The organism is Chryseobacterium sp. UYP7 (assembly GCF_056279225.1).
The window spans coordinates 600,218-614,952 of record NZ_JBWBQW010000001.1 but is presented as its reverse complement, the minus strand read 5'-3'; the positions used below and the strand labels follow the sequence as shown (position 1 = coordinate 614,952).

The window sequence follows — 14,735 nt, the reverse complement described above, 5'->3', positions numbered from 1 at the left end:
GCAAAGGGTGGAGCCCTTTGGAATAAAAAGATGATAACGAAAGCCACGAAGTGGCGCAATCAATAGCAAAGGGCGAAACCCTTTGACTTTGACAAAAAACAATAATAGAAAGCCCTGAAAGGGCGCAATCAATAACACGAAAATGAAACCTTTAACAAGCTATCAAAACTTCTACTTCGTAGGAATCGGCGGCATCGGAATGAGTGCTTTGGCGCGCTATTTTCAGGCCTCGAATCACCATGTTTTGGGATACGATAAAACCGTAACCAAGCTGACTAATATCTTGGTTTCAGAAGGGATTGATATTGTTTTTGAAGATATTATTAGCGATAAAATCAAAAATTTAGACAAAGAAAATACGCTTGTCATTTATACGCCCGCTATTAAAAAATTAGATATTCTCAATTATTTTAATGACAATGGTTTCACCGTTTTAAAAAGAGCGAAAGTTCTCGGAATGATCACCGAAAACACGAATTGTATCGCAATCGCAGGAACGCACGGTAAAACGACAACTTCCTCTTTAGTAGCGCATTTGTGTAAAGAAGCAGATCTACCTTTCTTTTGTTTTTTGGGAGGAATTGCAGAGAATTTTAAATCGAATTTTTTGTTTAATGGAAATGAAATTTCTGTTGTTGAAGCCGATGAGTACGATAGAAGTTTTTTAAACCTTTCTCCAAACTGGGCAGCAATAACTTCAATAGATGCAGATCATCTGGATATTTACGGCGATAAAGAAACGATCGAAAAAGGATTTAGAGATTTTGCAGATCTGGTTCCGGAAAGTGATCAGCTTTTTGTGCGAAAAGGAATTCAGATTGGAAGAGAAGCGAAAACCTACGCAGTTAATGAAGAAGCCGATTTCTATTCCGATAATATTCGGGAGATAGGCGATAAAATTCACTTTGATTTCCACACACCGAATGAGGAGATTGAAGATTTCGTTTGGGAAATTCCGGGAATTCATAATGTAGAAAATGCGACGGTTGCAATTGCAATCCTGAATAATTTAGGAGTGAATTTTGAATCATTAAAAAAGGGAATCGCCAATTTCAAAGGCATCAAAAGAAGATATACAAAACACAATTTCGAAAATGGTAAAATTTATATCGATGATTACGCGCATCATCCAACAGAATTAAATGCCGTGATTGGATCGATTAAAACTTTTTATCCACATCAAAAATTACTGGTGGTTTTTCAGCCCCATTTATTTAGCAGAACGCGGGATTTCGCAGATGGTTTTGCCGAAAGTTTAGACAAAGCAGAAGAATTGATCTTGCTTGATATTTATCCGGCGCGAGAATTACAGGAGAATTTTGAAGGTATTACTTCAAAATGGCTTTTAGAGAAAATTAAATTAGAGAAAAAGGAGATTTCAACTTTAGACGAAGCCTTTAATAAAATAAAAGAAAAGGATTTTGATATTATTCTAACAGTTGGGGCAGGCGATATTGATACGTTGTCTGATCCAGTGATTAAGTGGCTAACTGAAAAAAGTTCTGCCTGATGAATTTAAAATCTTTACAGTTAATATTGATTTTATTTTTTGGAATTGCTTTATCACAGTCCAAGGCAGAACTATTAGAAATAAAAAGAATTGATAATTATTCAAAAAAAATAGACAGCGATAAAAATGTAAAGAAGTACACATTTAATGTGAAAGGGAAGGATAAAACGATACGATATTCTTATCAGAAAAAAGGAAACATAGTCGTGAAACTCTCCAGAGAATGGAATGAGCAAAGAGATGATCTTACTTACACCTATTCAGATGATTTTTTATTGGAAAATGGAAAGAAGATTTATGCCTATCAAACCGAATTCTGGACAGATAAAGAAGCAAATGAATATGGCTGGTATTGTCAATTTTATATTAAAAACAATAAAGTCTTTTATATGCCGTCGATGGGTCACGGAAAAACAGAACTTGACGATTGGGATTATGAACTGGAGCTCAAAGAAAACTTAAGTTATATGTTAAAAACAGTAAAAAACTTTGATAATAAATTAAGTCAAAAAAGGTAAATGAAGAACAAATTCAGAATATTAAAAATTTTAATTACAGTGATCATCTTTGGATTCCTGCTGAGTTTTTCGTTGAAAAGATTCAATAATAAACCCATGGAAAAAGTTTCGGTGAATTTGACCAAAACTAAAAATCCGGTTTACTTTATTGATGAAAAAGATGTAAAAGAACTGGTAAAGAAATCTAATCCCACCAAGAGAATTGGCGATATCGATATTCCGGAATTAGAGAAAAAACTAAACCAACTCCCGTCCGTAGACAGCGCAAACGTATATTTGAATTTAAATGGAAACCTGAATCTAGACATCAAACAGCGGGTTCCGGCCTTCAGACTAAATAAAGATGGAAATGATTTTTATGTGGATGGAAAAGGAAATGAGTTTCCGATCTCGACAAATTATTCGTTCCCCTGCATGCTGGTAACAGGCGATGTACAAAAATCTGAATATAAAAAGTTAGCGGAATTGGTTGACAAGATCGACAGAGACGAATTCAGTAAAAGATATTTTATTGGGATATCAAAAGAAAAAGGTGGTTACAATTTGTTAACGAGCCAGGGAAATTATAAAGTGGAAATCGGTGATTTAGAAAGGATTCATCTCAAAGTAAAAGGCTTTAAAACCTTTGTCGAAAAATATTTGATTTATCAGCAACCTGAAAAATATACCCGGATCTCTGTAAAGTATGACAATCAAATTGTAACAACGCTCAATCCTAATTTTGCTGAAAATGACAGTATTATTAATGTAGGAAATAAAGAATTGGCCAAATTACCCATCATTGCTCAGAAAAAAGCAGAAGCTGCAAAACAGAACAGTTCAAGTGCCGCAAAAGTAGAATCGCCAAAACCGACGGTTAAAAAAACGATTACTAAAAAAGTGTCGTCCGCGAAATCAACTTCGACAAAACCGAAAACGACAGTCAAGAAAGAAATTGCGAAGCCAAAAACTTCAACCCCTAAAAAAACGACTACTTCTGCTTCAAAGACTTCAGTAAAACCGAAGCCTAAAGCGAAAGTTAAAATAGAATAAAATAGCAGTCACAAAGTGCGGACTAAATAAAGCAAAGGATAAAATCCTTTGGACATTTCAAAGTAAAGGATCAAATCCTTTGATAGTAAAAAGAAAAATCAAATCAAATCGACATACAAATGGAAAATCACGAGTATTCAGTAGGCCTCGACATCGGCACCACAAAAATTGTGACGATTGTTGGTAGAAGAAATGCCCACGGAAAAATTGAAATTCTCGGCGTTGGAAAAGCAAAAAGTTTGGGTGTTCACAAAGGTATTGTGAATAATATCTCCCAAACCATTCAGTCCATCAAAGCCGCAGTAGCAGAAGCGCAATCCAGTTCCGGCGTTCCTATTCACAAAGTTACAGTGGGAATTGCTGGCAAACACATTCGCTCTCTGCAACATTCAGATTATATTATGAGGGAAAATCCTGATCAATATATTACGGAAGACGATATCGAGAAGCTGAAAGATCAGGTTAAAAAATTAGTAATGCTTCCGGGTGAAGAGATCATTCATGTTCTTCCTCAAGAATATAAAGTCGATTCTGAAGGTGAAATTCAGGAACCGGTAGGCATGCACGGGAAACGTTTAGAGGCTAATTTCCACGTTGTTGTAGGACAAATGGGTAGCATTCGAAATATCGCAAGATGTGTTCGTGAAGCTGGTTTAGAAATGGAAGCTTTAACTTTAGAACCGTTGGCTTCTTCCGAATCGGTTTTAACGAAAGAAGAAAAAGAAGCTGGTGTTGCCATCGTAGATATTGGTGGTGGAACTACCGATATTGCTATTTTTAAAGACAACATTATTCGTCACACTTGCGTCATTCCTTACGGTGGTGGAATTATTACTGATGATATTAAAGAAGGTTGTTCTATCATTGAAAAACATGCAGAACAATTAAAAGTTAAATTCGGTTCTGCCGTTCCGGAACTGGAAAAAGATTCTACTTTCGTTACCATTCCAGGTTTACACGGAAGACCGGATAAAGAAATTTCCCTAAAAACTTTAGCGCAAGTTGTAAATGCCCGCGTCGAAGAAATTTTAGAAATGGTGAATACCGAATTGAAAGCTTACGGCGCTTTCGAACAAAAGAAAAAATTAATCGCTGGGATTGTTTTGACTGGAGGTGGTTCTAACCTTCGTCATCTTCGCCAGTTGGCCAATTATACGACTGGCTTCGACAGTAGAATTGGTTTTGCGAATGAGTATGTTGCCAACGACAAAAACCAACATTTAAAAGGTCCGGAATACGCAACATCCATCGGACTTTTAATGGAAAGTTTAAAGATCCGCGATAAGAAGAACGGTATTGAACCCGCAGAAGAAGTCAAGGAAAAAGAAGATGCAGTAACTCCAACTCAAAAAAGTGTTGCGACTGAATCTCCAGAATTTCGAACTGAAGAAGCAGCAAATTCTCAAGCAGTAGAAAAAAGAGCATATAAACTCACCATCGGACAAAAAATTATGGAAAGCGTTAAAAAATTCTTCGAAGAAGTAGAATAACTAAAAAAATACAACACTATGGAAAATATGAACACACAAGGATTTTCGTTTGATTTACCCAAAGGAAATTCATCAATTATAAAAGTTATCGGAGTTGGTGGCGGTGGAAACAACGCTTTGAAACACATGTACGAACGTGGAATCCACGGCGTAGATTTCGTGATCTGCAACACCGATTCGCAAACGCTTGACAATAATCCTGTTTCTAATAAAGTTCAGCTTGGTTTAGCTATTACAGAAGGTCTTGGCGCCGGAGCTGATCCTGAAGTGGGCGAGAAAGCGGCGATAGAAAGCATCGAGGATATTAAAGCTGCAATGGGACAAAACACCAAAATGGTTTTTATCACTGCCGGAATGGGTGGTGGAACCGGAACTGGTGCTGCTCCAATTATCGCGAAAGTGGCGAAAGACATGGGAATTCTTACTGTAGGAATCGTTACCATTCCTTTCAGTTTTGAGGGAAAAAGAAGATTGGAACAAGCAGATATCGGTTTAGAAAAATTAAGAAATAACGTTGATTCCCTGATCGTCATCAATAATGATAAATTACGCCAGCAGTTTGGAAACCTTGGATTTAAATCTGGTTTCTCTAAAGCTGATGAAGTTCTAACGAACGCAGCAAAAGGAATGGCTGAAGTTATTACCGGTTATTTCGATGTGAATATTGACTTCCGTGATGCAAAATCAGTTTTAGCTAATTCCGGGACCGCATTAATGTCAAATGGAGTTGCTTCAGGTGAAAACAAAGCAGAAGACGCTGTGAAGAAAGCCCTGGATTCTCCACTATTAAATGACAACAAAATCACAGGTGCGAAAAATGTATTGCTTTTGATCAGAAGTGGTTCCGAAGAAGTAACCATGGACGAAATCGGAGTTATCATGGATCACATTCAGAAAGAAGCAGGAAACACTGCCGATATTATTTTCGGGGTGGGAACTGATGAAGAATTAGGCGATTCAGTAAGCGTTTTGGTTATTGCAACTGGTTTTTCTAATGAAGATCAAAAGCACGCAGGATCAACGGAGAAAATCAAATTTTCTTTAGGTGATTCTATGGAACCGACCAGAATCTCTCCCTTCAAACAAAAAATGGAAAAGGAAGAAATTACGAGAGAAGATTTCAACAGGAAAAGTCTTTTTATCTTAGATGATGAAGATGATTTAAATACTCCGGAATTCAAAGTAAAATCCTCCTCAAGACCTTCTTTTATCGAGCAGGAAACTCCTACAGAAGTAAGGTACTATGATCTGGACGAAGAAGAAAAACCGGATCAAACATTTAATGTTTCTGCAGAAGAGAATGAAATGAATCTTTTCTCTTTCGATAATAATGAGGTTTCCGAATCTTTGGAAAGAGAATCTTTCACCTTTGAAACTGAAGAAAGAATAGAAAAAAAACCGACTCCAGCCAGTACTAATTTTTCTAACGAAATCTCCAACGAATTCACTTTTTTCGTAAACGAACCGATTGAGGAGCCAAAAGCTGTAACACCGCAGCCAAAAGCAGAAATTAAACCGCAACCGGTTCAGAAAACAGAAATTAAGGTGGAAGAAGAAGTCCTGGAAACTAACGAAGAATTATCAAAATTTGAATCAGAAGATGATTTTACCTTCATTACAAAAACAACTTCATCAGACAAAATTTTAGAAAGGAGAAACAAACTGAAAGAGTTCAACTCCCGATATCAAATTTCGGACACAGAAAGCGATTTTACAAACATCCCTGCCTTCCGACGTAAAAATATTGTTTTGGAGGGGAGCAAAGCCTCCGAACAAACCATCAACAATTTCTTAACAGAAACCGATGGCAGAATGCAGGTTCGCGAAAACAGATTCTTAAACAAAGATGTAGATTAAAATTAATGTGACAATGTGTTAATTTGTTAACGTGCTAATGAATTTGCATCACCAAATTTTCAAATTAAAAAATATGAGCTTAGAAATTATTATAACAGATGCGATCAAAGACGCAATGCGTGCGAAAGATAAAGTAGCTTTAGATGCTTTGCGTGCTGTAAAATCTCAAATCCTAATGTTGAAAACTGAAGCAAAAGGCGCCGAAGTTTCTGCAGAACAGGAAATTGCTATTTTACAGAGAATGATCAAGCAGAGAAAAGATTCTTACGACCAGTTTACCGCCCAAAACCGAAGCGACCTGGCTGAAGTGGAAGATGCGCAGTCTAAAGTCATTGAAAAATATCTTCCGCAGCAACTTTCAGCGGAAGAGTTAGAAACGGAAATAAAGAAGATCATTGCCGAAACAGGTGCAGAAAGCGCCAAAGACTTAGGAAAAGTAATGGGAATGGCTGGTAAAGCTCTTTCCGGAAAAAGCGATGGAAAAAGTATTTCCGACATGGCCAAAAAATTACTTTCCTAAGCGCGGGATGCTGGAAGATTAATGCTTGATGCTTGATGTTGATTATCATTAAAACAAACATCCGTCATCCGACTTCTGACATCCCTAAGAAACGGATATTCAACCTTTGCATATCGATTTGATTGAAACCCGGAGCATTTTATGTTTCCGGGTTTTTTCTGCCAAAAAGACAATTATCGAAAAATGGAATGATTTTGATCACTTCTTTAGATGAACTCAATAATTGAAAAAGTTTTAAATTTGCAAAAGAAATATTCTTAGTAGATTGAGTCAAAATAATAAACCAAAAATAATATAAATATGTATCCAGAAGAATTAGTAATGCCAATGAAGGCAGAGCTTACCGATAAAGGTTTCCAGGATTTAACTTCCTCAGAAGCTGTAGATAACGCAATTAAGCAAGAAGGAACAACTCTTTTAATGATCAATTCTGTTTGCGGTTGCGCAGCGGGAGCAGCAAGACCGGGAGCAATTTTTTCTTTGGCGGGCGAAAAGAAACCACAGCATTTAACAACTGTTTTTGCAGGTTTTGATGTTGAAGCGGTTAATGAAGCCCGTAAATTTCTAGCACCATTTCCACCAAGTTCACCATGTATCGCACTTTTTAAAGATGGTGAGCTGGTTCACATGCTAGAAAGACACCATATCGAAGGAAATCCAGCCGGAGCCATCGCTGCAAACCTTCAGGCTGCTTATGACGAATATTGCTAAACTAAACCTTTAGTTCAAAACAAATTCCGCTCTGTAAAGGGCGGAATTTTTCTTTTAACCTATTTTTCAAAATCCTTCTCTCTTCAGTTTAGTTTGAAAATCAAACCAAATTTCAATTTAAATTTTGCATTTTAAAATCGATCTTTTAACCTTCAAGGTCGTTTACGATGCGATACGTTTCACTTTACTGGTGTGAAGTTAACAGGTCTTTAACTGAAAAATATTATATTTGTCTATATGGCAACGAAAGCGCTTTTCAATACGGTGGTTAATTACTTTATTCGACAACGGATCGATCAGATTCAGAATTTCATGAACCATCCTATCGAGACGCAAAACGGGGTTTTACTTTCTCAACTTTATCAAGCCGAAAACACGGATTATGGTAAAGTTCATGGCTTCAACACCATTTCGTCCTACGACGATTTCCGTCGGAATATTCCCATCGTTACCTACGAAGATTTTGAACCTTACATTGAACAGGCGCGACAGGGAAAACCGGATATCAGCTGGCCCGGCTACATCCGAAAATTTGCTAAATCTTCGGGCACGACCAACGCCAAAAGTAAATTTATTCCCATATCCGATGAAAGTCTGGCGGATTGTCATTTTAAGGCAGGCAAAGATCTGGTTTCAATTTATGCTAACAATCATCCCGACAATTGCCTTTTCCTCAATAAAAATTTAAGACTTGGCGGCAGTTCCGAACTCTACAAAGATTTCAATACAAAATTTGGTGATCTTTCCGCGATCATTATCGAAAATTTGCCTTTTTGGGTGGAAATTACAACGACTCCAAGTAAAAAAGTTTCCCTTATGTCGGAATGGGAAAGCAAGTTGAAAGCCATTATTTCTGAAGTTAAGAATGAAGATGTCGGGAGTTTCACAGGTGTTCCCAGTTGGATGATGGTTTTGCTGCAACGTGTTTTAGCCGAAACCGGCAATAAAAATATTGCTGAACTCTGGCCGAATCTGGAAGTGTTTTTTCATGGCGGAATCAGCTTTAAACCTTATAAAGAACAGTACCGAAAACTCATTGGAAAAGACATTAATTATTACGAAATATATAATGCGTCTGAAGGTTTTTTTGGAATCCAGGACCAACACGGCAGCGATGAAATGTTGCTCATGCTCGACTACGGAATTTTCTACGAATTTATTCCTATGGAAACTTTTGATCCTAAAAATTTAGAAGCAATTCCTTTAGAAAAGGTAGAGATCGGTAAAAATTACGCAATGGTAATAACGACGAACAGTGGATTGTGGCGTTATTTAATTGGTGACACGGTAAGATTTACTTCTTTAAAACCCTTTAGAATAAAAATTTCCGGCAGAACCAAACACTTTATTAATGCTTTTGGGGAAGAATTGATGATCGACAATGTAGAAACCGCGCTTACGAAAGCTTGCGAAATCACAGAATCCTGCGTTTCCGACTTTACGGGAGCTCCCGTTTTTATGACTGATGGTGAAGGCGGTGCTCACGAATGGATCTTTCAATTCACAAAAGAGCCAGCAGATCTGAACCATTTTACAGAAATTTTCGACGGTCATTTAAAATCCATCAACTCCGATTACGAAGCCAAACGTTATAATGACATTACTTTAAAAAAGCCCATCGTTCATATTGCAAAACCTCATCTTTTTTACCAGTGGATGGCTGAACGCGGCAAATTGGGAGGACAAAATAAAGTTCCACGACTTAGCAACGACCGGGAATATATTGATCCACTATTAAAAATGAACCAATAAAAAATCCGTTGATGATCAACGGATTTACTATTATTTTTTCTGCAGATCTTCCTTCGCTTTTTCAGCACCTTTCTCGACTTTTTCTGCACCTCTCGCCGCAGCATCTTTTACGTCTTCACCTGCTTTTTTCAGGTTATCGCCCATTTTATCCGCGGCTACGTCGATTTTTTCTCCTGCAGTAGTCAGTTTTTCTTTGGCTTTATCAACCGTAGAATTTATTTTTGCAGAATCAAATGCGGTCGATTTCTGAGTTTCAACAGTCTTTGTTGTAACGCTTCCATCGGGATTTTCTAAAGTTTCGATCTTCGTTTCAGACTGTTTGCAACTGTTTAAAAACAAAGCGATTACCGCTGCTGATAAGAAATATTTTTTCATAATGTATTATTTTTACTGAATTCAAATATAAAGAAATTATGGCTTTGGTAAGCTCTGAGTTGCGGGAGCTTCCATTTCTTTGGTTTTCTCCTTTTTCAATTTTGAAGCTTCCGCCTTTTTCTTATCTTCTTCTGCTTTTTTATCTGCCTTATTCTTTTCATCGGTTTCTTTCTGAAGTAATTTTTCAGCATCCAGCTTTTTTCGGACATTCTTTAAGGAATCCTGATAGATCTGAGATGACATCTTGATCTTTCTGGCAATATTTACAGAGATCGCGCCTGTTGAAAAAGAATCTATCGCAATGGTATCATAAGGTGCTACTGAAGAATTGTCCTGCACGCTGAACTTCTTTGCAGCTTCTTTTTTCGTACAGGAAATCATCATTATAGAAATAAAAAACACAAAGATCTTTTTCATATTAATCTATTTTGAATTCTGCGATCACTGGAAAATGATCCGATAATTTCACACTGCGATCCACACGGTAACTGATTGGCTTAATTTCTTTGGAAGTAAAAATATAATCGATCCTGATCGGAAATTTGTAATCGTGAAAACTGGTTGAACTTCCTCTTCCTACTCCCACAAAAGCATCGGTTAAGCCTTTACCCAAATTGTAATACTCGTAAGAATTAGGAACCGAATTAAAATCTCCCGCTAAAATTACAGGATACGGCGAGTTATCGATTGCTCCCCGAATATCTTGAATCTCGTCCTGATGAATTTTGAAGGTAGGAATTAATCTTCTTAGAACATACATTATTTTGACTTTATTTTCTTCCAGATCTTCGGCAGGTTTTACCTTCGCCTTATCAAAGGAGAACGGATTCAGATATACATTGATGATGCGAATTACTTTTCCATTAATTTTTATATCTGCATAAAAAGCATTGCCATTTCCGCTGGTGGCTAATTTTTCCTGTTTCAGGATCTCATACTTCGAATTAATGGCGACAATTTCGTACTTATCCGTTCTGTATTCATAACCGGGAACTTTAAATTCGCTGCCATATTCTTGTCCGAAAATGATATCAGCATTTGTAGCTTTTAAATAGTCGTAGATCTTTTCCCGCCCCATTATGCCACTTTTTATATTCATGGTGACAATTTTCAGGTTCGGTTTTTCTGTTATTTTTGAAGTATAGTTTACCCATCTCTGCACAGGATTAAATAATAACAATGATATTAAAATAAAAAAAAACGCTCTCTTTTTACGTAAAATGATCCATAACAAACAGAGCAGAATATTGATGATCATTAAAATCGGGAACGCCAAAGAAAGCAGATTAAACCACGGAAAGGTTTTTGGTAAAACATAATCATTTAGCAAAGTCCCAAAAAGAAGAACAATGACAAAAAGATGCATCAACACTAAAAAAAATCTCAGGATCTTCACTTCAAGCTCTTAATTAATTTGGAAGCGGTTTCTCTTCCAGTACAACGCTAAAAGAAAACCTACAAGTGCACCACCAACATGGGCAAGATGCGCGATCCCTCCAACGTTTCCGGTAACTCCTAAAATAATAGAACCTCCAACGATCACGGGTAAAACATATTTTACTTTTACGGGAATTGGGATGAACATGATCCCAATTTCTGCATCTGGAAACAACGTTGCAAAAGCCGCTATCACTCCAAATATCGCTCCGGATGCTCCGACCATTGGAACGGAAATTATAGATTGTAAATTATCAACAAGTCCTTGCTGTGTCGCAATTGCGGCGGCATTTCCTTTAAAAGAAACACTTTCGCCAGATAAAAAGCCACTTAAATTAAAGCCGAAACTTTCTAAACTGGACTGGATCTGCTGAACCTCGATAAAATTCCACAAATTGAAAAGAAAAAAAGCGCCAAGTCCGCTCACAAAATAAAGAATGACGTATTTTTTTTCGCCTAAAACTCTTTCCAGCACCGGTCCAAAACTGTAAAGGGTGAACATATTAAAAAGAATGTGCATTAAACCACCATGCATAAACATGTGCGTAATGATCTGCCATGATCTGAAATACGGAGAAAAAGGGTAAAAAGCCGCAAACTTCATATAAAGTGCCTGGTTGCTGAGCAACGAGAAAACGATGAAAACAATAACATTTATGATGATTAAGTTTCGGGTAATTGGCGGTATCGTATTGAACATATTTTTTAAAATTTATTTTTTAATTCATCCAGCGGAACTTCTATAAAACATCTTTTTCCAGACGGTAGATAGTCGGGGAATCCTAATGCGGTAAAGTCGCGGATCACTTGTTCTGCATCAATTTTATAGAGGAAATCAAATCTGGATTTGCTTTGAATTTTATTCCATTGATTGTGATAAAAATGAAGGAACTCTTCTTCTGTTTTGTATTCTAAAATTTCGAAAAGCTGCTCCATAAATTTCATGACCTGCGTTTCCTTTAATCCTTCCGGAACGGCATCGATCCGCAAAACATTATCGTTGGCGATGATCATTTCGAAACCCAGATCAGGCAAAAACTTTTTGATGGAGCGAAACTTATTTTTTTCAGTTTCGTTCATGTGATACTCCAGAGAAAAAAGCAAAGTCTGTTTTTCGTTGCCGCGCTTTTTCTTGCCGTTTCTTTCGCTCACGATCAATCGGTGCATTCTGCCCAGATCGAGCATCAGGGTTTTGCCACTTTTATTAAAAAGCCAGTAACCGTTCGGAAGACGCATTAGATCTTCATCGAAATCTTCGTCTTCAAAAAGATTAATTTTCGACGGCTCTGCCGAATTATTTTGCTGATACATTTCGGTCATTGCAATTTTCTCAACTGCAGAAACCGTTTCTTCTAAGAAAGGATTGTAGTTTCGGTCAACCGTAATTTCCGGAGATTTATAACTGCCCGATTTATTGCTTTGATGAACGAAAGCATCAATCGCACTGTCTTTTTCGAAATCTAAACTTGGAGCAACATTGTAAATTCCGAGCGATCTTTTGATGGTAGAGCGCACCAAAGCGAAAATCAGATTTTCATCTTCAAACTTGACCTCTGTTTTTTGGGGATGAATATTTACATCAACTTTTTCGGGACCCAATTCTAAAAATAGAAAGAAGGTCGGGATATATCCGGGTAAAAGTAAGCCGTCAAAAGCTTCCTGAACTGCTTTGTTAAAATAAGCACTCCGGAAAAACCTTCCGTTGACAAAGAAAAACTGTTCACCCCGAACTTTCTTGGCTCCTTCGGGTTTTGCAACGAAACCATTCAGTTTTACCCAGCCCATATCTTCTCTGATCGGAACTAAAAGTGGCTGCAGTTTTCGTCCGAAAATCTCAATTATTCTTTGGAGTAAGTTGGATTTTCTTAGTCTGAAAATTACATCGTCGTTATGGAAAAGTTCGAAATCAACATTTTCATGTGCTAAAGCTACACGCTGAAATTCATCAATAATATGCCGGAATTCGACATTATTATTTTTGAGAAATTTTCGACGCGCCGGAACATTATAAAAAAGATTTTTGACGAGAAAGTTCGAACCTTCCATGGTTTGAATGGGTTCCTGAAACTGAAAACCACCGCCTTCAATATAAATATTAGTGCCAGCTTTGGCATCTTTGGTCTTCGTCTTCAATTCTACCTGAGAAACTGCCGCGATAGAAGCCAAAGCTTCACCCCGAAATCCCTTTGTAGAAATCCGGAAAATATCTTCGGTTGTGCTGATCTTAGAAGTGGCGTGTCTCTCGAAGGCGAGTCGCGCATCGGTATCGCTCATTCCGCTGCCGTTATCTACAACCTGAATAAGATTTTTTCCCGCATCGCGAATAATGAGTTCTACTTTTGTAGCATCCGCATCTATAGCGTTTTCCATAAGTTCTTTTACGATAGATGCAGGTCTTTGCACCACTTCGCCAGCGGCGATCTGGTTGGCAACATGATCGGGTAAAAGTTTAATAATATCTGACATATTTAAATAATCGCCACAAAAATAGTGATTCGAAAGGGGTTTATGGAATTATTTACTGAAATACTTTTCCCCAATTATTTATACTTGATCCCGTCGATTTTGTCTGAAACTTTTTTTGAAATTTTTTCGGTAATATTTCTTTGGTCTGAGAGGTGTTCTAGTCTGAATTTTTGCTTTTTTCGGATCACCATAAAATGGTAATCATCTACTTCCCAAATGCCGTACTTTTCAAAGAAAATGATTTCCAGATCATGTTTTTCTAAATGCTTCATCAGCGGAAATAATTCCACTTCCTGATCGATGACCTGTAAACTTTCGGGATGATTAAGTCTTGCGTAAGCGATATATTGCGGGTTCGGAATATTAATGGCGATCCTGGTTTTGTCGGTACAGATCTTCGCTAAATTCTGAAATAACTCTTCGTGCTGATCAAGGGGAATATGCTCAATCACATCCATTAAAGTGATAAAGTCGAAGTCTGAATTTTGAGGTTGGTATTTTACAACATCGGCGACATCTAAAAGAATATTATTCTTCCCTTTTAATTCTTTCTTTGCGACAGCGATGCTTTTTTCACTAAGATCTACGGATTCTAAAATCCCTGCCGTTAATTTTTTCGATAACAATTTGGTGAAAATTCCTACGCCGCAACCCAGTTCCAAGACTTTGGAATCTTCTTTCGAGCCTAAATTAAGGAGTCTTTTATACAAGAAACCAATCTTTCGTTCGCTCCAATTTTTAGTTGGCGCTGCACATATTCATCGTAAAAATCAGAAACCGCTTTTTGTTTCATGCGGTAAAAATAATTAATTTGCTTTTGTTTTTGTGGAAGAAATTAGAGGTGATCAATCATCAACTAAACCATAAATATTTAATTTAACAACCTGAACGCTTACAATAATTGGTAACTTTAGCCTAAAATCAGGAAAGCATATAATATTTTATCATCTAGTTTTTCATGCAGAAATTGAAATAATTAGAATATTAGACTAAGGAATGGATTTGAAAACCAAGATCGGCGATAAAAAATCCTAGTCACAATATTTAATTTCTTCAATCTATCTATG

14 protein-coding genes are annotated in these 14,735 nt (G+C 37.0%); 8 read left to right on the top strand and 6 right to left on the bottom strand.

Features of this window, described 5'->3' with window-relative positions; genetic code table 11:
* The first annotated feature begins 142 nt into the window (after positions 1–142).
* The 8 genes from murC (at position 143) to ACZ9HT_RS02870 (ending at position 9,390) form a co-directional block, all read left to right on the top strand.
* Positions 143–1,510 (top strand): UDP-N-acetylmuramate--L-alanine ligase, encoded by a 1,368-nt coding sequence (murC, locus tag ACZ9HT_RS02905; RefSeq protein ID WP_476038934.1) that lies wholly within the window; start codon positions 143–145, stop codon positions 1,508–1,510.
* On the top strand, positions 1,510–2,028 hold the full coding sequence (locus ACZ9HT_RS02900; protein ID WP_476038933.1) for a hypothetical protein: 519 nt from the start codon (positions 1,510–1,512) through the stop codon (positions 2,026–2,028). Before murC ends, ACZ9HT_RS02900 begins: the two co-directional genes overlap by 1 nt.
* Positions 2,029–3,060 (top strand): cell division protein FtsQ/DivIB, encoded by a 1,032-nt coding sequence (locus ACZ9HT_RS02895; protein ID WP_476038932.1) that lies wholly within the window; start codon positions 2,029–2,031, stop codon positions 3,058–3,060. It abuts the gene before it with no gap.
* Positions 3,061–3,179: 119 nt separating this feature from the next.
* Positions 3,180–4,550: a cell division protein FtsA gene (ftsA, locus tag ACZ9HT_RS02890; RefSeq protein ID WP_476038931.1), complete on the top strand. Its 1,371-nt coding sequence runs from the start codon at positions 3,180–3,182 to the stop codon at positions 4,548–4,550.
* An 18-nt stretch (positions 4,551–4,568) separates the two neighbouring features.
* Positions 4,569–6,407 carry a cell division protein FtsZ gene (ftsZ, locus tag ACZ9HT_RS02885; RefSeq protein WP_476038930.1) on the top strand — a complete coding sequence of 613 codons (1,839 nt, stop codon included), beginning with the start codon at positions 4,569–4,571 and terminating at the stop codon, positions 6,405–6,407.
* 73 nt (positions 6,408–6,480) lie between these two features.
* Entirely contained in the window at positions 6,481–6,927 is a 447-nt protein-coding gene (locus tag ACZ9HT_RS02880; protein ID WP_476038929.1) for a GatB/YqeY domain-containing protein, read from the top strand.
* A gap of 300 nt (positions 6,928–7,227) precedes the next feature.
* Positions 7,228–7,638 (top strand): BrxA/BrxB family bacilliredoxin, encoded by a 411-nt coding sequence (locus ACZ9HT_RS02875; protein ID WP_476038928.1) that lies wholly within the window; start codon positions 7,228–7,230, stop codon positions 7,636–7,638.
* A 237-nt stretch (positions 7,639–7,875) separates the two neighbouring features.
* Positions 7,876–9,390: a GH3 auxin-responsive promoter family protein gene (locus ACZ9HT_RS02870; protein ID WP_476038927.1), complete on the top strand. Its 1,515-nt coding sequence runs from the start codon at positions 7,876–7,878 to the stop codon at positions 9,388–9,390.
* A 30-nt stretch (positions 9,391–9,420) separates the two neighbouring features.
* Here the strand turns inward: ACZ9HT_RS02870 and ACZ9HT_RS02865 are convergent, their stop codons facing one another.
* The 6 genes from ACZ9HT_RS02865 to ACZ9HT_RS02840 form a co-directional block, all read right to left on the bottom strand.
* Positions 9,421–9,765 (bottom strand): hypothetical protein, encoded by a 345-nt coding sequence (locus tag ACZ9HT_RS02865; RefSeq protein WP_476038926.1) that lies wholly within the window; start codon positions 9,763–9,765, stop codon positions 9,421–9,423.
* A 36-nt stretch (positions 9,766–9,801) separates the two neighbouring features.
* The gene (locus ACZ9HT_RS02860) at positions 9,802–10,182 is read right to left on the bottom strand and encodes a hypothetical protein (protein ID WP_476038925.1); all 381 of its coding nucleotides are present in this window, start codon (positions 10,180–10,182) and stop codon (positions 9,802–9,804) included.
* A 1-nt stretch (position 10,183) separates the two neighbouring features.
* On the bottom strand, positions 10,184–11,161 hold the full coding sequence (locus ACZ9HT_RS02855; RefSeq protein WP_476038924.1) for an endonuclease/exonuclease/phosphatase family protein: 978 nt from the start codon (positions 11,159–11,161) through the stop codon (positions 10,184–10,186).
* A 9-nt stretch (positions 11,162–11,170) separates the two neighbouring features.
* On the bottom strand, positions 11,171–11,902 hold the full coding sequence (locus ACZ9HT_RS02850; RefSeq protein WP_476038923.1) for a rhomboid family intramembrane serine protease: 732 nt from the start codon (positions 11,900–11,902) through the stop codon (positions 11,171–11,173).
* A 5-nt stretch (positions 11,903–11,907) separates the two neighbouring features.
* Entirely contained in the window at positions 11,908–13,668 is a 1,761-nt protein-coding gene (mutL, locus tag ACZ9HT_RS02845; RefSeq protein WP_476038922.1) for a DNA mismatch repair endonuclease MutL, read from the bottom strand.
* 74 nt (positions 13,669–13,742) lie between these two features.
* Positions 13,743–14,378, bottom strand: a complete 636-nt coding sequence (locus ACZ9HT_RS02840) for a class I SAM-dependent methyltransferase (protein WP_476038921.1) — start codon at positions 14,376–14,378, stop codon at positions 13,743–13,745.
* Between the last annotated feature and the right edge of the window lie 357 nt (positions 14,379–14,735).